Here is a 24,027-nt window from a genome sequence, read left to right as displayed (position 1 = left end):
AACGCCGGCGGCTCGTGGGAGCGCGCCGGCGTTCGGGGTTGAGCGTGTCAGTCCTTGATCTCGCAGATCGTTGCGCCGGAGGTGAGGGAGGCGCCGACCTCGGCCGTCAGGCCGACGACGGTGCCGGAGCGGTGCGCGTTCAGCGGCTGCTCCATCTTCATCGCCTCCAGGACGACGACCAGGTCGCCCTCGTTGACCTGCTGGCCCTCCTCGACGGCGACCTTGACGATCGTGCCCTGCATCGGGGAGGCGAGGGTGTCGCCGGAGGCGGCGGGGCCGGACTTCTTCGCCGCGCGGCGCTTCGGCTTGGCGCCGCCCGCCGCGGCCGTGCGGGCCAGGGTCATGCCGAGGGACGACGGGAGGGAGACCTCCAGCCGCTTGCCGCCGACCTCGACGACGACCGTCTCTCGGCCGGGCTCGTCCTCGGCCTCGTCGGCCGCGGGGGCCGCGAACGCGGGGATCTCGTTGACGAACTCGGTCTCGATCCAGCGGGTGTGGACCTTGAACGGGGTGCCGTCCGTCGGGGCGAACGCCGGGTCGGCGACGACCGCGCGGTGGAACGGGATGGCCGTGGCCATGCCCTCGACCTCGAACTCGGCCAGCGCGCGGGCCGCACGCTGCAGCGCCTGCTCGCGGGTCGCGCCCGTCACGATCAGCTTGGCCAGGAGGGAGTCCCAGGCCGGGCCGATGACCGACCCGGACTCGACGCCCGCGTCCAGGCGGACGCCGGGGCCGGTCGGCGCGCTGAACCTGGTGACGGTGCCGGGCGCGGGCAGGAAGTTCCGGCCCGGGTCCTCGCCGTTGATGCGGAACTCGAAGGAGTGGCCGCGCAGGACCGGGTCGCCGTACCCGAGCTCCTCGCCGTCGGCGATGCGGAACATCTCGCGCACGAGGTCGATGCCGGCGACCTCCTCGGTGACCGGGTGCTCCACCTGGAGGCGGGTGTTGACCTCCAGGAAGGAGATCGTGCCGTCGACGCCGACGAGGAACTCGACGGTGCCGGCGCCGACGTAGCCGGCCTCCTTCAGGATGGCCTTGGAGGCGCGGTACAGCTCGGCGTTCTGCTCCTCGGAGAGGAACGGCGCCGGGGCCTCCTCGACCAGCTTCTGGTGGCGGCGCTGGAGCGAGCAGTCGCGGGTGGAGACGACGACGACGTTGCCGTGGCTGTCGGCGAGGCACTGGGTCTCGACGTGGCGCGGCTTGTCGAGGTAGCGCTCGACGAAGCACTCGCCGCGGCCGAAGGCGGCGACGGCCTCGCGGACGGCGGAGTCGTACAGCTCGGGGACCTCGTCGAGCGTGCGGGCGACCTTCAGGCCGCGGCCGCCGCCGCCGAAGGCGGCCTTGATCGCGATGGGCAGGCCGTGCTCCTTGGCGAAGGCGACGACCTCCTCGGCGCCCGACACCGGGTCGGGGGTGCCGGCGACCAGCGGGGCGCCGGCGCGCTGCGCGATGTGGCGGGCGGCGACCTTGTCTCCGAGGTCCCGGATGGCCTGCGGCGGCGGGCCGATCCAGGTCAGGCCCGCGTCGAGGACGGCCTGCGCGAATTCGGCGTTCTCGGAGAGGAAGCCGTATCCGGGGTGGATGGCGTCGGCGCCGGAGTCGGCGGCCGCCTGGAGGACCTTGGAGATGTCCAGGTAGCTCGCGGCCGGGGTGTCACCGCCCAACGCGAAAGCTTCGTCGGCCGCGCGGACGTGCAGGGCGTCCCGGTCCGGATCGGCGTAGACGGCTACGCTCGCGATCCCGGCATCCCGGCAGGCCCGAGCAACGCGGACAGCGATTTCGCCACGGTTGGCGATGAGCACCTTGCGCACGATGGCTCCCTCCTTGAAACAAGCTGAGTTTAGGGACTGCCCACACGGCCTTACGACCCTCTCCTAGAGGTGACCTTGCCCACACGGAGTGTGATTCGAGTCCGCCTCGATCGAGGAAAGTCCAAGTGGTGCCCCAGGTCAGGGGGATCCCCGACTGCACAGTAACCCCGTCAGGTAGCCACGGTCTCTGTCCGCCCGCTCAGCGGGCCCCGGCGATTCTTTGTGGATTCCCTACGAACGGCCCACAGATTCTTTGCGCGGCCGCCGTCCGCGGGGCGTTCCGCAAGCGGGCCGTGCACACCCCTTGTCCGTACGTTTACCCGTTAGTAGCCTCCAGGCGTCGAGTGGGCCCGCGGCCCGTTTCCGCAGGAAGGGGTGGGGTCGTGGACGTGGTGCTGCGCAGGCTCGCGGCGGGCCTGGGTGCCGTCGTGCTCGCGGCCGAGGCGCTGGTGCTGGCGCTTGTCCACTTCGTCCTGGGGCGGACGACGCAGAGCCAGTCGATGTCCATCGCCGGCATGGATCCGGATGTCATGGTCATGGCAACGTACGCGATGGGGGCCGGCACGGCCGGCTTCCTCCTGCTGTGCGCCGTCCTGCTCGCCGCGGCCGCCGTCCGCGACCGCGCCCCCGGGCGGTTCGCCCGCGTCGTGCTCGTCTGCGCCGCCGTCACCCACGCCGTGCTCGGCGCGCTCGCCGTCGGCCTGGTCGGCTGGGGCGCCTTCGCCGTGCTGATGCTGGCCCTGTGCCTGCTCGTCTACGTCCTCACGCAGTACGCGGCCCGCGGGCGCGGCGAGGCGGACGGCCGCCCGAGGGGGTGAAGGCTGCTACAGGTTTCCTGGTCATTCATAGTCACCTCTAGTCGGCTGTCTTGCGTACGTTGGTCTTGTGAAGCTTTCGGAGTGGGCCCGTCAGCAGGGCGTGAGCTACCAGACCGCTTGGCGGTGGGTGAGGGACGGGAAGATGCCCGTGCCGGTCCGCCAGGCGCCGTCGGGGACGTGGCTGGTCGATGAGCCTGCTCCGGCCGCAGTCGTGGAGGCGGGGCGGGTGGTGGCGTACTGCCGCGTGTCGTCGGTCGACCAGAAAGCGGATCTTGACCGGCAGGTGGCCCGGGTCGTGGCGGGTGCGAACGGGCTGGGTCTGGCCGTCGCCGAGGTCGTGACCGAGGTCGGTTGCGGGGTGAACGGCGGGCGCCGGGAGCTGCACCGGGTGCTGTCCGACCCGCAGGTCGCGGTGATCGTGGTCGAGCACCGCGACCGGCTGGCCCACTTCGGTGTCGAGCACCTCGAAGCGGTCCTGTCGGCGTCGGGGCGGCGCCTGGTCGTCCTCGACCCCACCGAGACCGCCGAGACCGCCGACGACCTCGTACGGGACATCACCGAGGTGCTCACCTCGATGTGCGCCCGCCTGTACGGGCGGCGGGCGGCGAAGAACCGGGCCGCCCGCGCGGTGGCCGTGGCGACCGCCGAGGCCGACGAGTGAAGAAATTCCAGGCGCAGCCGGGGTTCCAGGTGCAGGCGTTCCGGTTGGCCCTGGACCCGAACGCCTTCCAGGAAGCAGCACTCCGCTCGCACTGCGGCGCCGAGCGCGCCGCCTACAACTGGGCCGTCGGCTGGGTGACCGCTTCCTGGTGGCAGCGCAAGGCGGAGGAGTCCTACGGCGTCCCCGCGGATGCGCTGACCGGCTGGCGGCCGTGGTCGCTTCCGTCGCTGCGGAAGGCGTTCAACGAGGCCAAGCACACCGACCCCCGGTTCGCCGGGTGGTGGGAGGAGAACTCCAAGGAGGCGTACTCCACCGGTCTCGCGAACGCCGCCGCCGCGTTCGACAACTACGCGAAGTCCAAGCAGGGCATTCGGCGCGGCAAGCGCATGGGTGCGCCCCGGTTCAAGTCGAAGCGGAAGGCGCGTCTGGCCTGCCGGTTCACCACCGGCACCATCCGCGTGGACGGCGACGGCCGGCATGTGACACTGCCGAGGCTGGGCACGATCCGCACCCACGAACCCACCGCCGACCTCCACGCCCGCATCCAGGCCGGGACCGCCCGCGTCTTGTCCGCGACCGTGCGACACGAACGGGGACGCTGGCTCGTCTCCTTCCAGGCCGAGGTGAAGCAGCACATTCGGCGCGTGACGCGCCCAGGCGTGGCGGTCGGGATCGACCTCGGGGTGAAGACCCTCGCGGTCATGGCCGACAGCACGGGCGAGAACCGCACCGTCGCGAATCCCGGGCACTACGACGCCGCGCGCAAGCAGCTGCGCCGCGCCTCCCGGACCGTGTCCCGCCGGCAGGGCCCCGACCGCAGGACCGGACGCAAGCCGTCGAAGCGGTGGGGGAAAGCCAACGACATCTGCAACCGGGTGCATCACCGGGTGGCGAACCTCCGCGAGGACGCACTGCACAAGCTCACCACGGCCGGGGCGGCCGATTACGGCACGATCGTGGTCGAGGAACTCAATGTCGCCGGGATGCTCCGCAACCGGCGCTTGGCCCGGCGCATCGCCGACGCCGGATTCGGTGAGATCCGCCGTCAGCTCGCCTACAAGACCCGCCAGCGCCACGCCACCCGCCTCGTGGCAGCCGACCGCTGGTACCCCTCCTCGAAGACCTGTTCCGGGTGCGGCGCGGTGAAAGCCAAACTGCCGCTGCACGTCCGGACCTACGAATGCGACGCCTGCAACATGGTCATCGACCGGGACGACAACGCCGCACTCAACCTCGCCGCTCTCGCGGCGGCCTGCACCACTGGTACCGGAGTGGCCGGAGACCAGGACACCGCCCCGGCGGCGTCGAAGCCTCGTGGAGCCGACCGTAGGACCCGCGCCACCACCCGCAGCCGCAACGCCACGGGTGGGCGGGCAGGTGGCGCAACCCTGCCGCACCAGCGGCAGCAGGAAACGAGAGACCGTACTCAAGCCGAAGCTCTCACGCTTTGGTGATGTGACGGACCTTCCGGGCCGGAATGCCCGGAATGCTGAGACCTGACTACGGCCTCAGCAACGGTCACGCCCACAAGTCGGTGATCGACACGCCCAGTTCGCCGAGCAGGGAGCGCAGCAGCGGCAGCGACAGCCCGATGACGTTGCCCGGGTCGCCGTCGATGCCCTCGATGAACGGCGCCGACAGCCCGTCCAGGGTGAACGCCCCTGCGACGTGCAGCGGCTCGCCGCTCGCCACGTACGCCGCCACCTCCGCGTCCGTCGGCTCGCCGAAGCGGACCGTCGTCGACGCGGTGGCCGAAACCGCGCGCCCCGTCGCCGTGTCGACGATGCAGTGGCCCGTGCGCAGGACGCCGGACCGGCCGCGCATGGCCTTCCAGCGGGCGGTGGCGTCCTCGGCGTCCTCCGGCTTGCCCAGCGCCTCGCCGTCCAGCTCCAGCACCGAGTCGCAGCCGATCACCAGCGAGCCCGCCGCCTCGTCCATGGCGGCCACGACGCCCGCCTTGGCCTCGGCCAGGGCGAGCGCCAGCTCCGCCGGGGAGTCCGCGCGCAGGCTGTCCTCGTCGAAGTTGCTGACGATGACGTGCGGGGCGAGCCCGGCCTGCCGCAGCAGGTTCAGCCGGGCGGGCGAGGCGGAGGCGAGGACGAGGGTCCGGGCAGCAGTCATGCCCGCCATCGTAGGCGCGGGCCGCCGGGCCCGGCACAGGCCCTAGTGGCCCACGCCCAGCACGTACACGACGACCGCCATGGCCAGGACGACCACGACGGTCATCCGGCGGACCATCGCCTGCGCGTCGCGCATGTCCTCGGGCGGCTCGTTCTCCGGGTCAGACCACAGCATGCACCGATCGTGGCCCCGCGGAGCGGTGCGGCGCCTGAGTACGGGTACTCAGGCGCCGCCTCCGCTTCACGCCGTCTTCTCAGCCCCGACCGGGCCAGTAGGTGCGGGCCCAGGCGCCCGGACCGGGGTGCGGCAGGGTGCGCCGCGCCACCCGGTCCGGCGCCGACCAGGCGTCGGCTGCCCGGGGCGCCTCCGACGGCGCCGACGCCAGCGCCGCCGCGCGCGCCCGGACCACCGCCAGTGCGGCGGCCAGCTCCTCCGGGGTCGGGTTCCCCTTGACGACCTTGATCACCACAGCGTTACCTCCTGGAGGCTAGAGGGGGATGTTGCCGTGCTTCTTCGGCGGCAGCGACTCCCGCTTGGTGCGGAGCTGGCGCAGCCCCTTCACGATGTGCGCCCGGGTCTCCGACGGCATCGCCACCGCGTCGATGTAGCCGCGCTCGGCTGCGGTGTACGGGTTGAGGAGGGTGTCCTCGTACTCGCCGATCAGCCGGGCCCGGACCGCCTCGACGTCCTCCCCGGCGGCCTCGGCCTCGGCGAGGGTGCGGCGGTGCAGGATGTTGACGGCGCCCTGGGCGCCCATGACCGCGATCTGCGCGGTGGGCCAGGCGATGTTCAGGTCCGCGCCGAGGTGCTTGGAGCCCATGACGTCGTAGGCGCCGCCGAAGGCCTTGCGGGTGATGACCGTGATCAGGGGGACGGTGGCCTCGGCGTACGCGTAGATCAGCTTCGCGCCGCGCCGGATGATGCCGTTGTACTCCTGGTCGGTGCCCGGCAGGAAGCCCGGCACGTCCACGAACGTCAGCACCGGGATGTTGAAGGCGTCGCAGGTCCGCACGAACCGGGCGGCCTTCTCGGAGGCGTCGATGTCGAGGCAGCCCGCGAACTGCATCGGCTGGTTGGCGACGATGCCGACGGGGTGCCCCTCGACGCGGCCGAAGCCGGTCAGGATGTTCGGCGCGAACAGCGACTGCGTCTCCAGGAACTCGCCCTCGTCGACGACGTGCTCGATGACGGTGTGCATGTCGTACGGCTGGTTCGCGCTGTCCGGGATCAGCACGTCCAGTTCGAGGTCCGTCTCCGAGACCGCGGTGTCGGCCTCCTCCGGGAAGGCCGGCGGCTCCGAGAGGTTGTTCGACGGCAGGTAGGACAGCAGCGACTTGACGTACTCGACGGCGTCCTTCTCGTCGCCCGCCATGTGGTGGGCCACACCCGAGGTGGCGTTGTGGGTGCGGGCGCCGCCGAGCTCCTCGAAGCCGACGTCCTCGCCGGTGACCGTCTTGATGACGTCCGGGCCGGTGATGAACATGTGCGAGGTCTGGTCGACCATCACGGTGAAGTCGGTGATGGCCGGCGAGTACACGGCGCCGCCTGCGCACGGCCCGACGACCAGGCTGATCTGCGGGATGACGCCCGACGCGTGCACGTTGCGGCGGAAGATCTCGCCGTACATGCCGAGCGCGCTGACGCCCTCCTGGATGCGGGCGCCGCCGGAGTCGTTGATGCCGACGACGGGGCAGCCCGTCTTCAGGGCGAAGTCCATCACCTTGATGATCTTCTGGCCGTAGACCTCGCCCAGGGCGCCGCCGAAGACCGTGAAGTCCTGCGAGAACACGGCCACGGGGCGGCCGTCGACCGTGCCGTAGCCCGTGACGACGCCGTCGCCGTACGGGCGGGTCTTCTCCAGGCCGAAGTTGGTCGACCGGTGCCGGGCGAACTCGTCCAGCTCCACGAAGGAGCCCTCGTCCAGCAGCAGGGCGATCCGCTCGCGGGCCGTCAGTTTGCCCTTGGCGTGCTGCTTCTCCACGGCCCGGGCGGAGCCGGCGTGGGTGGCCTCGTCGATACGGCGCTGCAGGTCCGCGATCTTGCCCGCGGTGGTGTGGATGTCGATCGGCTCGGAGGGTTGTGACATCGGGGTCGCGGCTCCCTGTGTGGTGTCAACTGCCTGGTCAATTGAATGACTACTGCTGGCTACTGGTGCGTAGCGTATCGGCGGGCATGGCGCTCGGCAGTGCGGCGTTTGACACACCTAATCTGGGTTGCATGACGCCATCCGATGCCCCAGGCGGGGCTTCCTCCGGGGCCCCTTCCGACCGCTGGTCGAGCCTCGACCGGCCGCCGCTGAACACCGCCGCACTCCGGCGCGCCCTGACCGCCGGCGGAGGCCTGTGGACCTCCGTGGAGGTCGTCCCCAGCACCGGCTCCACCAACACCGAGCTTGCGGCCCGCGCCGGCGGCCTGCCCGAGGGCGCCGTCCTCGTCGCCGAGGAGCAGACCGCCGGCCGGGGCCGCCTGGACCGCAGCTGGGTGGCGCCCGCCCGCTCCGGGCTGTTCTTCTCCGTCCTCCTCAAGCCCGGCCCGGCCGTCCCGCAGGAGCGCTGGGGCTGGCTGACGCTCCTGGCCGGCGTGGCCGCCGCGGCCGCACTGGAGCGGACCGCCGGCGTGGACGCCTCCCTCAAATGGCCCAACGACCTGCTGGTCGCCGTCGACGGCCAGGAGCGCAAGGCCGCGGGGATCCTCGCCGAGCGGACCGCGGACGGCGTCGTCATCGGCATCGGCCTCAACGTCAGCCTGACCCGCGAGGAGCTGCCCGTACCCGAGGCCGGCTCGCTGCTGCTGGCCAAGGCCGCCGTCACCGACCGCGAGCCGCTGCTGAAGGCCGTACTGCGCTCCCTGGAGCAGTCGTACGCCGACTGGCGCGCCGCCGCGGGCGACCCGGCCGCCTCCGGCCTGCTGGAGGCGTACGCCGCCCGCTGCGCCACCCTCGGCCGCGAGGTGCGGGCCGAGCTGCCCGGCGGGCGCACGCTCACCGGAACGGCCGAGGCGGTCGACGCGGAAGGACGGCTCGTCCTGCGCACCGCGGACGGCTCCCGCGAGGCCGTGGGGGCCGGGGACGTGGTGCACCTGAGGCCCGCGGGGTGAGCCCGCGGCCCCGCGGCCGCCGAAGGTGACGGGAGTGGGGAGTGAGCTACGGCACACCTGCCGTATGGTTTAGGCGTTCGGCGGGTCTCCCGGCGATCACCGGTTCGGCAGGGCAGTGCGCACGGAAATGGACAGGAGGCGGCCCTTGACCGTCGACGACCCTTCGTCCGGCGCGTCCTCCCCGGGCGACGGCGGCCCCGGCCCGGGGATGCCGATCGGACGCGACCGGCACACTCCCCACCACGAGGTCGACCACACCGCCCAGCCCACGGCGGACCCGCTCGCCATCCGGCTGGAGCAGCTGATCCTCGGCGCGGAGCGCCGGTACACGCCGTTCCAGGCCGCCCGCAGCGCCGGCGTGTCGATGGAGCTCGCCTCCCGCTTCTGGCGGGCTATGGGCTTCGCCGACATCGGGCAGGCCCGCGCCCTGACCGAGGCGGACGTCCTGGCGCTGCGCCGGCTCGCCGGCCTCGTCGAGGCCGGGCTGCTGAGCGAGCCGATGGCCGTCCAGGTGGCCCGCTCGACCGGGCAGACCACCGCCCGGCTGGCCGAATGGCAGATCGACTCCTTCCTGGAGGGGCTCACCGAGCCCCCCGAACCGGGCATGACCCGGACCGAGGTCACCTACCCCCTGGTCGAGCTGCTCCTGCCCGAGCTGGAGGAGTTCCTCGTCTACGTGTGGCGGCGCCAGCTCGCGGCCGCCACCGGCCGGGTCGTCCAGGCCGCCGACGACGAGGAGATGGTCGACCGGCGGCTGGCCGTCGGCTTCGCCGACCTGGTCGGCTTCACCCGACTCACCCGCCGCCTGGAGGAGGAGCAGCTCGGCGAGCTCGTCGAGTCCTTCGAGACGACCTCCGCGGACCTGGTCGCCGCGCACGGCGGCCGGCTCATCAAGACCCTCGGCGACGAGGTGCTGTACGTCGCCGACGACGCGGCGACGGCCGCCGAGATCGCGCTGCGGCTGATCGAGACCATGGAGGCCGACCGGCTGATGCCCGAGCTGCGCGTCGGCATCGCCTTCGGCACGGTCACCACGCGCATGGGCGACGTCTTCGGGACGACGGTGAACCTCGCCAGCCGGCTCACCTCCATAGCGCCGAAGGACGCCGTCCTGGTGGACGGCGCGATGGCCGAGGAGCTGGGCCGCACGGGCGCCGCACCCGTCTCGGAGAAGGAGGCCGAGGCCGAGCTGGGCGGCGGCTCGTACCGCTTCGCGCTCCAGCCGATGTGGCAGCGGCCGGTGCGCGGCCTGGGCGTCGTGGAGCCCTGGTCGCTGACGCGGCGGAAGCCTAAGATCCCCGGGTAACGTTCGTTAACCGGGAGGGTCCCTGTGTCGGTGGAGTCGGAGTTCGTATCGGTACGTCGGCACGGCGGCGACGGGGTCGTGGAGCTGGTCCTGGACCGCCCGAAGGCGATGAACGCGGTCTCGACCGCCATGGCGCGCGCGATCGGCGCCGCCTGCGCCGAGCTGTCGGCCGACCCCTCCGCCCGCGTCGTCGTCCTCACCTCGGCCGCCGAGCGGGCCTTCTGCGTGGGAGCCGACCTCAAGGAGCGCAACTCCCTCTCCGACGCCGAGCTGGTGCGGCAGCGGCCGACCACGCGCGGCGCGTACGGGGGCGTGCTGGAGCTGCCCATGCCGACGATCGCCGCGGTGCACGGCTTCGCGCTCGGCGGCGGCTTCGAGCTGGCCCTGGCCTGCGACGTGATCGTGGCGGACGAGACGGCCGTGGTGGGCCTGCCCGAGGTGTCCGTCGGCGTGATCCCGGGCGGCGGCGGCACGCAGCTGCTGCCCCGGCGCGTCGGCGCGGCCCGGGCCGCGGAGCTGATCTTCACGGCGCGGCGGGTGGAGGCCGCCGAGGCGCTCTCGCTGGGCCTGGTGGACTCCCTCGTCCCGGCGGGCCGGGCGCGGGAGGAGGCCCTGGAGCTGGCGGGCCGGATGGCGGCGAACTCGCCGGTGGGGCTGCGGGCCGCCAAGCGGGCGCTGCGGCTGGGCCACGGCATGGACCTGGCGGCCGGCCTGGAGATCGAGGACGCGGCCTGGCGGACGGTGGCCTTCTCCGGCGACCGGGCCGAGGGCGTGGCGGCGTTCAACGAGAAGCGGCGCCCGAACTGGCCCGGCGTCTGACGGCGGCCCGCGGGCGGGGGTGCGGGGCGGGCGGCGCGGGCGGCGCGGCGCGGGCGGGTTCCCGGCCCGCACCGTCACGAATGCGGACAAAAGTCCCTAACCTGGGGTGATGGGACTCGACGGGCGGCTGCGAGCCGTCGTGGGCCTGGCGCAGGCCATGGCCGCCGCGGCCGCACCGCGGGACAGTGTGCGCGCCGCGGCGCGCGCCGCGCGCCTCGCGCTGGACGGCTCGTTCGCCGCGATCTCCGCCTGGGAGCGGGAGCGCGGCCGGCTGCGGGTGCTCGTCAACGAGGGGGAGCGCCGGCCCGGCGAGGCCGAGTTCCCCGAGGACGAGTCGTACCCGGTGCACGACTTCCCCGAGATCGCCGAGTTCCTGCACGAGCTGTGGGCCGGCGGCGGCGGCCCGCACGCCTGGGTCGAGCACGCCGGCGGCGGCCGCCCCGGGCGCCGCGGCGAGGCCCTGCGCCGGCGCGGGCGCGGCACCTGCGTGGTCGCGCCGATCGTGCTCAGCGGACGGGCCTGGGGCGAGCTGTACGTGGCCCGGGACGACGGGCTGCCGGACTTCGACGAGGACGACGCCGAGTTCGCCGGCGTCCTGGCCGCCGTCGTCGCCGCCGGGCTGGCGCAGGCCGACCGGCTGGAGGAGGCCCGGCGGCTGGCCTTCACCGACCCGCTCACCGGGCTCGCCAACCGGCGGGCCGTCGACATGCGGCTCGACGAGGCGCTGGAGGCGCACCGGCGCGACGGGGCCGTCGTCAGCCTCGTCGTCTGCGACCTCAACGGGCTCAAGCGGGTCAACGACACCCTCGGCCACGCCACCGGCGACCGCCTGCTGGAACGGTTCGGCTCCGTGCTCAGCCTGTGCGGGGCCATGCTGCCCGGCGCGCTGGCCGCCCGGCTCGGCGGCGACGAGTTCTGCCTGGTCAGCGTCGGTCCGCCGGCCGACGACGTGGTGCGCGTCAGCGAGGAGCTGTGCCGGCGCGCGGGCGGCCTGGAGCTCGGCGAGGGGGTCGCCTGCGGGGTCGCCTCCACCGGCGACCCGATCGGTCCGGTGCAGTCCTCCCGCCGCCTCTTCCGGCTCGCCGACGCCGCCCAGTACAAGGCCAAGGCCGCCCGCTCCGGCGGCCCCGTCGTCGCCGGCCGCGACACCGCCGTGGTCCGCCTGGCCGACGCCGCAGCCCGCGGGGAGCGGGGCGAGCGGCGGCGGTTCCGGGGGCGGGCCTGATGCCGGGGTGCGGCGGGCCGCGGGGCCCGGGGCGGCGTAAGAGGTCCTCGTGAAAGTCGCTAGTGACATGAAGCGATTCAGTCCGTAGGGTGCTGAATATGGATATGCACACTGTCGTGGTGGGGACCTCCGGGACCACCCCCGAGGACGTCATCGCCGTCGCCCGCGGCAACGCGCGGGTCCAGCTCTCCGAAGAGGCCCTCGACGCGCTCGCCCGCGCCCGCGGGATCGTCGACGCCCTCGCCGCCAAGCCCGAGCCCGTCTACGGCGTCTCCACCGGCTTCGGCGCCCTGGCCTCCCGGCACATCAGCCCCGAGCTGCGCGCCCAGCTCCAGCGCAACATCGTCCGCTCGCACGCCGCGGGCCTCGGCCCGCGCGTCGAGCGCGAGGTCGTCCGCGCCCTGATGTTCCTGCGGCTGAAGACCGTCGCCTCGGGCCACACCGGCGTCCGCCCGTCGGTCGCGCAGACCATGGCCGACGTCCTCAACGCCGGCATCACGCCCGTCGTCCACGAGTACGGCTCGCTGGGCTGCTCCGGCGACCTCGCCCCGCTCTCGCACTGCGCGCTCACCCTGATGGGCGAAGGCGACGCCGAGGGCCCCGACGGCACCGTCCGCCCCGCCGGCGAACTCCTCGCCGAGGCCGGCATCGAGCCGGTCGTCCTCCGCGAGAAGGAGGGCCTCGCCCTCCTCAACGGCACCGACGGCATGCTCGGCATGCTCCTCATGGCCCTCGCCGACCTGCACCGGCTGTACACCTCCGCCGACATCACCGCCGCCCTGACGCTGGAGGCCCTGCTCGGCACCGAGAAGGTCCTCGCGCCCGAGCTGCACGCCATCCGCCCCCACCCCGGCCAGGGCGCCTCCGCCTCCAACATGGCGGCCGTCCTCAAGGGCTCCGGCCTCACCGGCCACTACCAGGAGGAGTCGGCGCCCCGCGTCCAGGACGCCTACTCGGTGCGCTGCGCCCCGCAGGTCGCCGGCGCCGGCCGCGACACCCTCGCGCACGCCGCCCTGGTCGCCTCCCGCGAACTGGCCTCCGCCGTCGACAACCCGGTCGTCCTGCCCGACGGCCGCGTCGAGTCCAACGGCAACTTCCACGGCGCGCCCGTCGCCTACGTCCTGGACTTCCTCGCCATCGCCGCCGCCGACCTCGGCTCCATCGCCGAGCGGCGCACCGACCGGCTCCTGGACAAGAACCGCTCGCACGGCCTGCCGCCCTTCCTCGCGGAGGACGCCGGCGTCGACTCCGGGCTGATGATCGCCCAGTACACGCAGGCCGCCCTGGTCAGCGAGATGAAGCGGCTCGCCGTCCCCGCCTCCGCCGACTCCATCCCGTCCTCCGCCATGCAGGAGGACCACGTCTCGATGGGCTGGTCGGCCGCGCGCAAGCTCCGCACCGCCGTCGACAACCTGTCCCGCGTCATCGCCATCGAGCTGTACGCGGCCACCCGCGCCATCGAGCTGCGCCACGGGCTCACCGCGGCCCCCGCCAGCCTCGCCGCCATCGAGGCCGCCCGCGCGGCCGGCATCGGCGGCCCCGGCCCGGACCGCTTCCTCGCGCCCGACCTGGCCGCCGCCGACGCGTTCGTCCGCTCCGGCGCCCTGGTCGCCGCGGTCGAGGCCGTGACCGGCCCGCTCGCCTGACGGCAGCCGCGCGCACCGCGCACACGACGGGGGCCGCGCCCGGGGAGGACACTCCCGGGCGCGGCCCCGCGCCGTGTGTACGCCCGTACGGGCGGCCCGTCCCCGGGCCTACGCGCCGCGCGAGCGGCGTACCGAGAAGGTGACCGACCCCGCGCCCACGATCAGGCAGGCCGTGCCCGCCAGCAGGTAGGGGGTGGTGTCGACGCCGCCCGTGTCCGCGAGCGTCAGGCCGGCCTGCGCGGCCGGGCGGCCCGCGGCCGTACCGGAGGCCGCGGCGGCCGTGGTCACGGTGCCCGGACCGCCCGCGTCCGCCGTCCGGGGCGCCGTGGCGGGGGCGGGGGCCGGTATGGACCCCGCGGGCGCGGCGGCGCCCGCGGAGGGCACGAAGCACAGGGCGGCGAGCAGGGTGGTCGCCCCGAGGGCGGTGAGCAGCGGACGGCGTGCGGACACGGGGCGATCCCCCTTGCGGAAGCAGCGAATTGGCCGTGTGCGGTGATGCTACGGAAAGGGGCGGGTCGCGGGAAAGCCGGGGCTTCCCCGGGCTTACGCTCCGTCGTATGAACCCTTCTGACACATCACGATACGTACGGCTTCGGGTCGATTTGGTGCTGGAGGTGCCCGACGCCGGCGCCCTGACCGGCGCCGCACTCGAGCACATCGACGCCGACGAGTTCATGCCGGACGAGGAGCGCGGCCACGCCGAGTCGGCCGTACGGGAGGACGAGTCGGAGGCCCTGGCCTACCTCGTCGACCCCACGGACCTCGTCGCGGAGATCCCCGGCGTGGAGCTCGTCCAGGCCTCCTGGAGCAGCGAACCCGTCGAATACGACCCCGAGTCCCTGGAGTGGGACCTGGGCGAGGAAGATGGGGACTTCGACAGAGAGCCCGGCAGCGCCTGATCGTGGGGTTGCCCACATTCAAACGGAATGTGGAACCGATCCCGTCCGTCAACGCGTTGACTGGTCAGTGGCAGGGGGCATGTCCCCCTGCCCTGGGACGGCCCCGGGGGGTACAGGCAACGATGGAGTGGCGTGTGAGGACGGACAGCAAGCTGCGGAGAAGGTCCATGGGGGCCATATCCGCCCTGCTCGGCGGCGTACTGATGCTCACGGCGTGCACCGGCGGCGACGAGAAGGCGGGCGGCGGGGACGCGAACAAGTCCCAGTCCGAGGTCGACGCGGCGGCCGCCAAGGACGCGTCGAAGGCGAAGATCACGATCACGCCGAAGGACGGCACGGACAACGCGAGCCTGGACTCGACCGCCGTCTCCGTCGCCGACGGCACGCTGACGGCGGTCGAGCTGAAGACCTCCGAGGGCGCCGCGGTGGCCGGCAAGATCGCCGCCGACGGCAAGAGCTGGAAGCCGGAGGCGCCGCTGAAGCGCTCCACGAAGTACGCGCTCTCGGCGACCGCGAAGGACGAGAGCGGCAAGGAGGCGCACGAGAACGCCTCCTTCAGCACCGTCTCGCCGGAGAACAGCTTCATCGGCTCCTTCGTGCCGGAGGACGGCCAGACCGTCGGCGTCGGCATGCCGGTCTCGATCACCTTCAACAAGCCGATCAAGGACAAGAAGGCGGTCCAGTCCGCGATCAACGTCACCTCCAGCTCGGGCCAGGAGGTCGTCGGCCACTGGTTCAGCGCCCAGCGCCTGGACTTCCGCCCGGAGAAGTACTGGCAGGCGGGCTCCACCGTCACCATGAAGATGGCGCTTGACGGCGTGCAGGGCGCTCCCGGCGTCCAGGGTGTGCAGAACCGCACGGTCACCTTCAAGGTCGGCCGGAGCCAGGTCTCCACCGTCGACGTGAAGACGAAGAAGATGACGGTGACCCGGGACGGCGCGGTCATCAAGACCATCCCGATCTCCGCGGGCTCCCCGGCGACGCCGACGTACAACGGCCAGATGGTGATCTCCGAGAAGTTCAAGGAGACCCGGATGAACGGCGCCACCGTCGGCTTCACCGACGCAGACGGCAAGGGCGAGTACGACATCAAGGACGTCCCGCACGCCATGCGGCTGTCCACCTCCGGCACGTTCCTCCACGGGAACTACTGGGGCGCCGACTCGATCTTCGGCAGCGTCAACACCAGCCACGGCTGCGTCGGCCTGAACGACGTCAAGGGCGCGGGCGACCCGAACCAGCCGGCCGCCTGGTTCTACGACAACTCGCTCATCGGCGACGTCGTCACGGTGGTCAACTCCCCGGACAAGACCATCAAGCCCGACAACGGCCTCAACGGCTGGAACCTCGGCTGGGCCGACTGGAAGGCGGGCTCGGCCGTCTGACGGCCCGTACGGGGCGGTCCCGACACCGGGGCCGCCGCACCCGCACCATCCGCACCACCGCCGACGGCGGGAGCCCCGGCGGCTCCCCGCCGTCCGGCGTTCCGGGCGCCCGCGCAATCCGCGCGCGCCCGCCGACCCACCCCCGCGGGGGCCCGGCGCATGACGACCCCTCACGCGATACCCGCCCTCGACCTGCCCGTCTCCGACGCCTGGGCCGAGGCGGCCGCGGCCGCGCACGGCGCCAGGGAGGACGCCCCCACCGGGGACCCGAACGTGCAGACCGCCTCCTGGACGCCGCAGCGCCTGCACGCCGCCCGGCAGCTCGCCCTCGACCGCGGGAGCACGATGCCCACCGTCGCCGCCGTCACCCCGGAGGGCGAGGCGGCCGCGTACACCGGACTCGTCCTGCCCGACCCGGACGGGCCGCGCGCCCCCAGTACGACACGGTCGTCGTCCCCCGCCACCGCGGGAAGGGCCTCGGCCGGGCCGTGACGCTCCGCATGCTCGCCGAGGCGCAGGCCCGCCACCCTCGGCTACCGGCGCGAACGCGGTACGGCGGTCTGGCAGCTCACGCCGTAGCGGCCGGCGGGGCGGCGGACGCGGAAGACTCCGGAGAGCCGGGCGCGGCCGACGGAGCCGACGGGGCCGACCAGGACGCCAGCAGCCGCAGCGCGTCCTGCGACGCCGACCCGGGCGCGGCGTGGTAGACGACCAGCCGCTGGTCGCAGTCGTCGGGCAGGGCCAGCGTCTCGAACGACAGCTCCAGCGCCCCGACCAGCGGATGCCGCAGCCGCTTCACGCCGTGCGTCTTGTCCGCCACCGTGTGCGCCGCCCACAGCCGGCGGAACTCCTCGTTCTTCACCGACAGCTCGCCGACCAGCGCGGTCAGCTGCTCGTCGTCGGGGTTCCGTCCCGCGTACATGCGCAGGTTGCTGACGACCTCGCAGGCCCGGCACTCCCAGTCCGCGTACAGCTCGGCCGTGGCCGGGTCCAGGAACACCATCCGCACCAGGTTGCGCTCCTGCGCCGGCAGCGCGCCGAAGTCGCCGAACACGGCCGCCGCGAGCCGGTTCCAGCCGATGACGTCCTGCCGGTGCCCGACCAGGTACGCCGGGACCCCGTCCATCGCGTCGAGCAGCGTCCGCAGCTCGGGGCGCACCCGCTGCGGCCGGTGCGCCTGCCGGCGGCGGCGGGGCCGCGGCCGGGCGAGCTGGCGCAGGTGGGCGGTCTCGGTGCCGTCCAGGCGCAGCGCCCGCGCGATCGCGTCGAGCACCTCGGCGGACACGTTCTGCCCGTGGCCCTGCTCCAGGCGCGTGTAGTACGCCACCGACACCCCGGCGAGGTGGGCCAGTTCCTCGCGGCGCAGGCCGGGCACGCGGCGGTAGCGGGTGTGGTCCGGCAGGCCGACGTCCGCCGGGCGCAGCCGGGCGCGCCGGCTGCGGAGGAACTCGCCGAGCTCGGAACGCGGATCAAGCTGGTCCATCGGCCCAGTATCGCCGGACGGCCGCCCCCGCCGGAGGCGCGAGCCTGACCCCGCCAGGGATAGGAACGGCAGACGTAGGAACGCCAGGGGTCTGGGTCGCGGCCCGCGGATCCGACAGGGTGTGACCACCGCATGATCTGCCTGTCCGAGGAGCACACCCATGTCCGTCACCCAGGTTGCCGCCTACGCCGCCCCCTCCGCGAAGGCGCCGCTGGAGCGCACCACCGTCCCGCGCCGCCCCGTCGGCGAGCACGACGTCCTCATCGAGATCAAGTACGCGGGTATCTGCCACTCCGACATCCACCAGGCCCGCGACGGCTGGGGCGAGGGGATCTTCCCGATGGTCCCCGGCCACGAGATCGCCGGCGTCGTCGCCGAGGTCGGGCCGGGCGTCACGCGGTACGCGGTCGGAGACCGGGTCGGCGTCGGCTGCTTCGTCGACTCCTGCCGGACCTGCGAGTACTGCCTGCGCGGGCAGGAGCAGTACTGCGTCGAGGGCATGACCGGCACCTACAACGCCCTCGACCGCAGCGGGGAGCCCACGTACGGCGGCTACTCCACCCACCTCGTCGTGGACGAGAACTACGCGGTCCGCATCCCCGACGCCCTGCCCCTGGACCAGGCGGCACCGCTGCTGTGCGCGGGCATCACCCTGTACTCGCCCCTGCGGCACTGGGGCGCGGGCCCGGGCAAGAAGGTCGCCGTCGTCGGGCTCGGCGGCCTCGGCCACATGGGCGTGAAGATCGCGAACGCGCTGGGCGCGGAGGTCACCGTCCTGTCGCAGAGCCTGCGCAAGCAGGAGGACGGCCTGCGCCTGGGAGCCACGCACTACCGGGCGACGAGCGACCCCGCGACCTTCACGGAGCTCGCCGGCACCTTCGACCTCATCGTCTCGACGCTGGCAGTCCCGGTGGACCTCGACCGCTACCTGGCGCTGCTGAAGGTCGACGGCGCCCTCGTCAACGTCGGCGCCCCGGAGGAGCCGGTCAGCCTGAACCTCTTCTCGGTGATCACGGGCCGCCGCACCCTCGCCGGGTCGATGATCGGCGGCATCGCCGAGACGCAGGAGATGCTGGACTTCTGCGCCGAGCACGGCCTGGGCGCGGAGATCGAGGTGATCGCCGCGGACCGCGTCAACGAGGCCTTCGAGCGCGTCCTCGCGAGCGACGTCCGCTACCGCTTCGTCATCGACGCGTCCACGATCTGACCGGCCCCCGCCCGGCTCACCGCACCGGGCGGGACCTCCGCACCCTCACCCGCCGGCGGCCGGCGCGATGCCGATCGGGCAGGACACCCCGGTCCCGCCGATCCCGCAGTACCCGGCCGGGTTCCTGTCCAAATACTGCTGGTGGTAGGCCTCCGCAGGCCAGAAGGGCCGGTCGGCAGCCGGGAGGACCGCCGTCGTGATCGGGCCGTACCCGGAGGAGGCCAGTACCTGCTGGTAGGCGTCGCGCGAGGCCTCGGCCGCGGACTGCTGGGCGGGGGAGTGCGTGTAGACCGCCGAGCGGTACTGGGTGCCCACGTCGTTGCCCTGGCGGAAGCCCTGCGTCGGGTCGTGGGCCTCCCAGAACACCTTCAGCAGGGTCCCGTACGAGACGGCAGCCGGGTCGAAGACCACCCTGACGACCTCCGTGTGGCCGGTCCGGCCCGAGCACACCTCCTCGTACGTCGGGTTCTGCGTGTAGCCGCCCTGGTAGCCGACGAGCGTGGTCCACACGCCGGGGACCTGCCAGAACTTCCGCTCCGCGCCCCAGAAGCAGCCCAGCCCGAAGTCCGCCGTCTCCAGGTGCGCGGGGTAGGGGCCCGCGAGGGGGTTGCCGAGGACCGTGTGCACGGGCGGCAGGGCGAAGAGGGGCTCGGGGCGGCCGGCGAGGGCCTCCTCGGCGGTGGGCAGCTCGGGCGTGCGCCGGTACGAGAACATGGATCGCCTCCTTGGATGACTGTTCAACGGACCGGGGCCGCGCAGGATTCCCGCCCGCTATGCCCGCCGGGCCGCGACGCGGGCCGCCCAGTCGCGGGCGTGCGCGTACCGCCGCTCCGGCCGGGCGTGCCGCGTCCACGGCAGTGCCCCGACGTACCCGTCGACGGCGCGGAACTGCTCGACCGCCTCCGCGTCCCGGTCCTGCCAGAACAGCATCCACGCGAGCATGTGCCGCATCGCCGCCGTGCGCCGGTCGCCGGGCGCGGCCGCAGCCAGGTCGGCGAGCGCCGCGTCGACCGCCTCGACGACCTCCGGCCGCCTGTAGTGGTCCTGGAGGCCCTGCTCCCCGGACTCGTCCTCGAAGTACGCGATCAGCGGCAGCAGGCCGAGCAGCTCCCCGGGCCGCGCCCCCTCGGCCGCCCGGCGGGCGAAGCCGAGCGCCAGCTCGTGCGAGCCGCGACACCGGGCCGTCCAGTACTCGACGGCGGCGGTGTGGGCGCACAGCAGCCGGGGCGCCCGCGCGGTGATCCGCCCCCACAGCTCCTCGTACCGCTCGTGCGGGTACCCCAGGCCGGTACCGACGCCCTGTTCGACGACGTACGGAACCGGGTCGGCGGGATCGGCGGCCTCCTGCGCGGCGTGCGCGGCGCGCTGCGCAGCCAGCAGCAGCTCGCGGAAGAGCCGGAACTGCTCCTGCGTACGCGCCGCACCGCGGGCCCCGCGCACGTCCCACGCGGCCCGCACTGCGGCGTCCGCGCCGACGAGGGCCGCCGCCGCGTCGCCCGGCCGGGCGGCCTTCCACGCGGCAAGCCAGGCGCCGTCGTGCGCGGCGGACCCGGCGAGGACGCCGACCCGGCGCCGCCGCTCCTCCCAGTCCCGCCCTGCGGCCGCAACCCAGTCGGCGGCGGCCCCCCAGTCCCCGCACGCGACGGCGCCCAGGCAGGCGGCCTCGTCGGCGGTGACGGGCTGGTCGTGCACGGTGTCGAGCTCGCCCTCGGGCACGAACCCGAGCGCACCGACCGCACCGGCCTGCGCGGCGCGCTCCTGTTCCTGCGCCCAGGCGGGCCCGCCGCCGGAGCGGGAGGCGGCCTGCCGGACCGGCCGCACACCGAACACACCGAGAACGGCGGGCAGCAGCCCCCGCGCGGTGCGCCCGCTCACGAACGCGCCCCCGACCCGCGCAGCGGCACGGCGTTGCGGCGCAGACGGAAGCCTGCGGGCAGGACGAAGGCGCGCGGAGCGCGCGGCGAAGCGCCCATGTAGGACAGATCCCCCCGGGAACGTGCGGTACGGACGCCCCGCCGGCCGCGCGCGGTGGTCGGCCGCGCACCCGGTCTGCCGGTGGGGCGTGCTGGTCGGGCTCCGGCCGCGCCATGGTCAGTGGCGGGCCGGCACCGGGCCGGCCGGTCGGCCTTGCAGGGGATCATGCGGCCTGCCCCTCGCCCACGGCAACCTGCCGACCACGCACTGCACGCTTTCACCCGGAACGTCCACCCCCGGCCGCCCCCGCCGGCCCGCCCCCTCGGCGCGGCCGGCGCCCGGTCAGTGCGGCAGCGTCGCCGGCGACCCCCCGTTCGCCTCGTACCCGGCGACCGCCAGCGCGCGGTACACCGCGTACTGCGCCGCCGGGTCCTGCGAGGCCGACCACGGCAGGGCGCCGACGTAGCCGTCGATGTGCCGCACCTGCTCCATGGCCTCCGCCCACCGCTCCATCGGTACGAGGAAGGACAGCAGCATGTGCCGGACCAGCGGGAGCACCGGGTCGTCCGGGCGGGCGTGGTGCACGGCGTACATGGCGCCCTCCACGGCGCGCGTGACGACGGCGCTCTCCCAGTAGTTGGTCAGCACCACCTCGGGCGTGTGCTCGTACACCGCGAACAGCGGCAGCGCCGTGAGCAGGGAGCCCTTCGGGGCGCGGGCGGCGGCCGCGTGCGCGAACGCGTCGGCCTTCTCGCGCGAGCCGTGCCACTTCTCGCACCAGTACTGCAGGGCGGCCAGGTGCGCGCCCATGTGGTGCGGGGCGCGGTCGATGATCTGCGCCCACAGCCGGTCGAACTCGGCCTCCGGGTAGCCGAGGCCGCGGGCGACCGCCAGCTCCGTGAGGTAGGGGACGGGGTCGCCGGGGGAGAGCAGCGCCGCCTTGCGGCAGGCCTCGCGGGCCTCCTCCAGGATGATCCGGTGGTCGTCCGAGCCGACGCCGCCGGAGTGCCGCCAGGCCTGCTGCACCAGCAGTTCGGCGTGGACCTGGGCGCCGCCCGCGTCCTTCTCGGCCTGCAGCCGCCACGACTTGAGCCACTGGGCGCCCGTACCGGGCTGCGCCGCCAGTTCCAGGGCGGCGGCCCCGCCGAAGGCCTGGACGCGCTGCCAGCGCAGCTCGCCCTCCTTCGGGGTGCCGGCCAGCAGCTGCGACGCGGCCTGCCACTGCCCGGTGCCCTGGACCGCGGCGAGGGCGTCCATCAGGTCCTCGTCGGGGCCGGGGACGCGCACGTCGAGGTCTTCCTGCCGGGCAAAGCCGTAGTTCGCGGGGTCCGCCGCGTCCGGGCTGCCGGGCTCGACGAGGCGCAGCCCGGCCCTCCTGCGCCGTATGTACGGGCTGAGGACGGCCACGAGCAGGCCCATCGCGATCAGGAACCACAGAATCTCCATGCCCTCAAGCGAACCAGACCGACCCGTGCCGAGGCCAATGAGCGGCCCGGGACGGGACCGGGCAGAGGGCCGGGCCGAGGCCGGTGGCGGACGCGTGCGGACGGCGCGTTGCGGATCCGGCGGCGGGCAGCGCAGCCGAAGTGGCGTACCGGCCCGGGGGCCTTAGGCTCTGCCCATGAGCCACGACAGCCACGAGCACCAGAGCTTCGAGACCCGCGCGATCCACGCGGGGAACACCGCCGACCCGCTGACCGGCGCGGTCGTGCCCCCGATCTACCAGGTTTCCACGTACAAGCAGGACGGCGTGGGCGGCCTGCGCGGCGGCTACGAGTACAGCCGCAGCGCCAACCCGACCCGGACCGCGCTGGAGGAGAACCTCGCGGCGCTGGAGGGCGGCGTACGCGGCCTGGCCTTCGCGTCCGGGCTCGCGGCCGAGGACTGCCTGCTGCGCACGCTGCTCGCGCCCGGCGACCACGTGGTCATCCCGAACGACGCCTACGGCGGCACGTTCCGCCTGTTCGCGAAGGTCGTCTCCCGCTGGGGTGTCGAGTGGTCGGTGGCCGACACCTCGGACCCGGACTCGGTGCGGGCCGCGATCACCCCGAAGACGAAGGCGATCTGGGTGGAGACCCCCTCCAACCCGCTGCTCGGCATCACCGACATCGCGGTGGTCGCGGACATCGCGCGCACGGCCGGCGCGAAGCTCGTCGTCGACAACACGTTCGCCTCGCCGTACCTCCAGCAGCCGCTGGCGCTGGGCGCGGACGTGGTCGTGCACTCGCTGACGAAGTACATGGGCGGCCACTCCGACGTGGTCGGCGGCGCCCTCGTGACGGCCGACGCGGCCCTCGGCGAGGAACTCGCCTACCACCAGAACGCGATGGGCGCGGTGGCCGGCCCGTTCGACTCCTGGATCGTGCTGCGCGGCATCAAGACGCTGGCCGTGCGCATGGACCGGCACGCCGAGAACGCCGCGAAGGTCGCCGAGCTGCTCACCCGGCACCCGAAGGTGCACACGGTGCTCTACCCGGGCCTGGCCGACCACCCGGGCCACGAGATCGCGGCCAAGCAGATGCGCAACTTCGGCGGCATGGTCTCCTTCCGGGTGACCGGCGGCGAGGAGGCGGCGGTCGAGGTCTGCAACCGGGCGAAGCTGTTCACGCTCGGCGAGTCCCTCGGCGGCGTCGAGTCCCTGATCGAGCACCCGGGCCGCATGACGCACGCCTCGGTGGCGGGCTCGCTGCTGGAGGTGCCGGGCGACCTGGTGCGCCTGTCCGTCGGCATCGAGAACGCCGACGACCTCCTCGCGGACCTGACGCAGGCCCTGGGCTGACACCCGGGCACCCGGACACCCGGCGTACGGGGGCCTGGCACCGGCCGGGCCCGTACGCACCGGGCGGCGCCCGTCCCGGCGAGCCGAGCGGGGACGGGCGCGGCGCCTACCAGCCCTGCAGCGGCGGGGAGACCTCGCTCGGCGGGATCTCCCAGGGCCGGGCCAGGGACGCCCATACGGCGAACGCGGCCGCGGCGGCGAACAGCAGCACCCAGCCGATCCGGCGCAGCGCCCGGCGGCGCCGGACCAGCCGGTCCCCGCGGGCCGCGGCGGCGGCCGCGAGGCCGGTCGGGACCGGCGGGTGCGGCCCGGCCAGCAGCCGCCTGACCTGCTCTTCCCTGCGGTCCGGGGATCTCACGCGGCCTCCCGCCCCGTCCGTATCGCGGCGACGGCGCGGGCGGTCAGCGCCCGTATCCGGTCGGCCGGCAGCCCCAGCTGCGCGGCCGCGACCTCCTCGGGCACGCCCTCGTGGACGCACAGCACCAGCGCGAGCCGCTCCTGCGGCGCGAGCCGCGCGAGGACGCCGGGGCCGCCGCGGTAGCGGCGCGCGGTGCGGGCGTAGGCGGCGCACAGTTCGCGGCGGGTGTGGTCGTACGGGTCGTCGCCGCGGACCCGGCGCCAGTCGGCGTACGTCCGGGCCAGCGCGCCCGCGAGGAGCCGCCGGGCCCCCGGACAGCCGGAGCCGGCACCGGACCCGGCACCCGGCCCGGCACCTGCGCCCGACTCGGCGGTCAGCAGCACGGCGACGTGCAGGAGCCGCCCCGCCGCCCCCGCGACGAACGCCTCGAACTCGGCCCGGCGCCCCGATCGGTGGTCCACAGGAGACATGGTGCGGGCAGCGCCCACGCCCCGGTCAA

25 protein-coding genes are annotated in these 24,027 nt (G+C 74.0%); 13 read left to right on the top strand and 12 right to left on the bottom strand.

Going from position 1 to position 24,027, the window contains the following annotated elements:
- Positions 1-47: 47 nt before the first annotated feature.
- Positions 48-1,811 carry an acetyl/propionyl/methylcrotonyl-CoA carboxylase subunit alpha gene (locus MUK52_RS11585; RefSeq protein ID WP_114053877.1) on the bottom strand — a complete coding sequence of 588 codons (1,764 nt, stop codon included), beginning with the start codon at positions 1,809-1,811 and terminating at the stop codon, positions 48-50.
- A 383-nt stretch (positions 1,812-2,194) separates the two neighbouring features.
- Here MUK52_RS11585 and MUK52_RS11580 point away from each other — a divergent pair, with 383 nt between their 5' ends.
- The 3 genes from MUK52_RS11580 (at position 2,195) to tnpB (ending at position 4,744) form a co-directional block, all read left to right on the top strand.
- A complete protein-coding gene (locus MUK52_RS11580; RefSeq protein WP_246042309.1) occupies positions 2,195-2,629 on the top strand; it encodes a hypothetical protein in 435 nt (144 codons plus the stop codon).
- A 67-nt stretch (positions 2,630-2,696) separates the two neighbouring features.
- Positions 2,697-3,290, top strand: a complete 594-nt coding sequence (locus MUK52_RS11575; protein WP_114053878.1) for an IS607 family transposase — start codon at positions 2,697-2,699, stop codon at positions 3,288-3,290.
- On the top strand, positions 3,287-4,744 hold the full coding sequence (gene tnpB / locus MUK52_RS11570; RefSeq protein WP_284575888.1) for an IS607 family element RNA-guided endonuclease TnpB: 1,458 nt from the start codon (positions 3,287-3,289) through the stop codon (positions 4,742-4,744). Before MUK52_RS11575 ends, tnpB begins: the two co-directional genes overlap by 4 nt.
- Positions 4,745-4,808: 64 nt before the next feature.
- Here tnpB and MUK52_RS11565 read toward each other — a convergent pair whose 3' ends face one another.
- The 4 genes from MUK52_RS11565 to MUK52_RS11550 form a co-directional block, all read right to left on the bottom strand.
- Positions 4,809-5,420, bottom strand: a complete 612-nt coding sequence (locus MUK52_RS11565; protein ID WP_114053880.1) for a nucleoside triphosphate pyrophosphatase — start codon at positions 5,418-5,420, stop codon at positions 4,809-4,811.
- Between the two features lie 33 nt (positions 5,421-5,453).
- Complete coding sequence (gene mmpB / locus MUK52_RS11560) at positions 5,454-5,585, bottom strand: morphogenic membrane protein MmpB (protein WP_260615810.1); 132 nt, start codon at positions 5,583-5,585, stop codon at positions 5,454-5,456.
- A 79-nt stretch (positions 5,586-5,664) separates the two neighbouring features.
- Positions 5,665-5,880 (bottom strand): acyl-CoA carboxylase epsilon subunit, encoded by a 216-nt coding sequence (locus tag MUK52_RS11555; RefSeq protein WP_114053881.1) that lies wholly within the window; start codon positions 5,878-5,880, stop codon positions 5,665-5,667.
- A gap of 18 nt (positions 5,881-5,898) precedes the next feature.
- Positions 5,899-7,497, bottom strand: coding sequence for an acyl-CoA carboxylase subunit beta (locus MUK52_RS11550; RefSeq protein ID WP_114053882.1), 1,599 nt, complete (start codon positions 7,495-7,497; stop codon positions 5,899-5,901).
- Positions 7,498-7,628: 131 nt separating this feature from the next.
- Here MUK52_RS11550 and MUK52_RS11545 point away from each other — a divergent pair, with 131 nt between their 5' ends.
- The 5 genes from MUK52_RS11545 to hutH all read left to right on the top strand — a co-directional run bounded on the left by MUK52_RS11545 (position 7,629) and on the right by hutH (position 13,503).
- Entirely contained in the window at positions 7,629-8,507 is an 879-nt protein-coding gene (locus tag MUK52_RS11545; protein ID WP_284575887.1) for a biotin--[acetyl-CoA-carboxylase] ligase, read from the top strand.
- Positions 8,508-8,652: 145 nt separating this feature from the next.
- The gene (locus MUK52_RS11540) at positions 8,653-9,813 is read left to right on the top strand and encodes an adenylate/guanylate cyclase domain-containing protein (protein WP_472913686.1); all 1,161 of its coding nucleotides are present in this window, start codon (positions 8,653-8,655) and stop codon (positions 9,811-9,813) included.
- Positions 9,814-9,837: 24 nt separating this feature from the next.
- A complete protein-coding gene (locus tag MUK52_RS11535; protein ID WP_114053885.1) occupies positions 9,838-10,632 on the top strand; it encodes an enoyl-CoA hydratase/isomerase family protein in 795 nt (264 codons plus the stop codon).
- A 109-nt stretch (positions 10,633-10,741) separates the two neighbouring features.
- Complete coding sequence (locus MUK52_RS11530) at positions 10,742-11,857, top strand: GGDEF domain-containing protein (RefSeq protein ID WP_284575886.1); 1,116 nt, start codon at positions 10,742-10,744, stop codon at positions 11,855-11,857.
- Between the two features lie 104 nt (positions 11,858-11,961).
- Positions 11,962-13,503 (top strand): histidine ammonia-lyase, encoded by a 1,542-nt coding sequence (gene hutH, locus MUK52_RS11525; RefSeq protein ID WP_114053887.1) that lies wholly within the window; start codon positions 11,962-11,964, stop codon positions 13,501-13,503.
- Positions 13,504-13,611: 108 nt separating this feature from the next.
- Here hutH and MUK52_RS11520 read toward each other — a convergent pair whose 3' ends face one another.
- Positions 13,612-13,953 carry a hypothetical protein gene (locus tag MUK52_RS11520; RefSeq protein WP_284575885.1) on the bottom strand — a complete coding sequence of 114 codons (342 nt, stop codon included), beginning with the start codon at positions 13,951-13,953 and terminating at the stop codon, positions 13,612-13,614.
- A 107-nt stretch (positions 13,954-14,060) separates the two neighbouring features.
- Between MUK52_RS11520 and MUK52_RS11515 the strand changes: the two genes are divergently transcribed.
- The 3 genes from MUK52_RS11515 (at position 14,061) to MUK52_RS11505 (ending at position 16,279) form a co-directional block, all read left to right on the top strand.
- Positions 14,061-14,402 carry a hypothetical protein gene (locus MUK52_RS11515; RefSeq protein WP_223855960.1) on the top strand — a complete coding sequence of 114 codons (342 nt, stop codon included), beginning with the start codon at positions 14,061-14,063 and terminating at the stop codon, positions 14,400-14,402.
- Between the two features lie 122 nt (positions 14,403-14,524).
- Positions 14,525-15,787 (top strand): L,D-transpeptidase, encoded by a 1,263-nt coding sequence (locus tag MUK52_RS11510; RefSeq protein ID WP_114053890.1) that lies wholly within the window; start codon positions 14,525-14,527, stop codon positions 15,785-15,787.
- 159 nt (positions 15,788-15,946) lie between these two features.
- A complete protein-coding gene (locus tag MUK52_RS11505) occupies positions 15,947-16,279 on the top strand; it encodes a hypothetical protein (RefSeq protein ID WP_284575883.1) in 333 nt (110 codons plus the stop codon).
- 76 nt (positions 16,280-16,355) lie between these two features.
- Here the strand turns inward: MUK52_RS11505 and MUK52_RS11500 are convergent, their stop codons facing one another.
- Positions 16,356-17,270, bottom strand: coding sequence for a helix-turn-helix domain-containing protein (locus MUK52_RS11500; RefSeq protein WP_284575881.1), 915 nt, complete (start codon positions 17,268-17,270; stop codon positions 16,356-16,358).
- A gap of 160 nt (positions 17,271-17,430) precedes the next feature.
- On the opposite strand from MUK52_RS11500, the gene MUK52_RS11495 reads away from it, so the two are divergent.
- Positions 17,431-18,477, top strand: coding sequence for an NAD(P)-dependent alcohol dehydrogenase (locus tag MUK52_RS11495; protein WP_114053893.1), 1,047 nt, complete (start codon positions 17,431-17,433; stop codon positions 18,475-18,477).
- 45 nt (positions 18,478-18,522) lie between these two features.
- On the opposite strand, the gene msrA is transcribed toward MUK52_RS11495, so the two are convergent.
- The 3 genes from msrA to MUK52_RS11480 form a co-directional block, all read right to left on the bottom strand.
- Positions 18,523-19,191, bottom strand: coding sequence for a peptide-methionine (S)-S-oxide reductase MsrA (gene msrA / locus MUK52_RS11490; RefSeq protein ID WP_114053894.1), 669 nt, complete (start codon positions 19,189-19,191; stop codon positions 18,523-18,525).
- Positions 19,192-19,248: 57 nt separating this feature from the next.
- The gene (locus tag MUK52_RS11485) at positions 19,249-20,352 is read right to left on the bottom strand and encodes a hypothetical protein (RefSeq protein WP_284575880.1); all 1,104 of its coding nucleotides are present in this window, start codon (positions 20,350-20,352) and stop codon (positions 19,249-19,251) included.
- Positions 20,353-20,733: 381 nt separating this feature from the next.
- On the bottom strand, positions 20,734-21,837 hold the full coding sequence (locus MUK52_RS11480; protein ID WP_114053896.1) for a hypothetical protein: 1,104 nt from the start codon (positions 21,835-21,837) through the stop codon (positions 20,734-20,736).
- Positions 21,838-22,012: 175 nt separating this feature from the next.
- Between MUK52_RS11480 and MUK52_RS11475 the strand changes: the two genes are divergently transcribed.
- Positions 22,013-23,170, top strand: coding sequence for a cystathionine gamma-synthase (locus tag MUK52_RS11475; protein WP_114053897.1), 1,158 nt, complete (start codon positions 22,013-22,015; stop codon positions 23,168-23,170).
- Positions 23,171-23,276: 106 nt separating this feature from the next.
- Here MUK52_RS11475 and MUK52_RS11470 read toward each other — a convergent pair whose 3' ends face one another.
- Positions 23,277-23,528: a hypothetical protein gene (locus tag MUK52_RS11470; RefSeq protein ID WP_114053898.1), complete on the bottom strand. Its 252-nt coding sequence runs from the start codon at positions 23,526-23,528 to the stop codon at positions 23,277-23,279.
- Positions 23,525-23,998, bottom strand: coding sequence for a sigma factor-like helix-turn-helix DNA-binding protein (locus MUK52_RS11465; protein ID WP_114058437.1), 474 nt, complete (start codon positions 23,996-23,998; stop codon positions 23,525-23,527). Before MUK52_RS11465 ends, MUK52_RS11470 begins: the two co-directional genes overlap by 4 nt.
- Positions 23,999-24,027: the final 29 nt, after the last annotated feature.

The organism is Streptomyces sp. 2P-4 (genome assembly GCF_030167965.1).
Classification (GTDB): Bacteria; Actinomycetota; Actinomycetes; order Streptomycetales; family Streptomycetaceae; genus Streptomyces; species Streptomyces globosus_A.
Note: the sequence above shows the minus strand (reverse complement) of the source record. Positions and strands in the feature narration are given on the sequence as shown.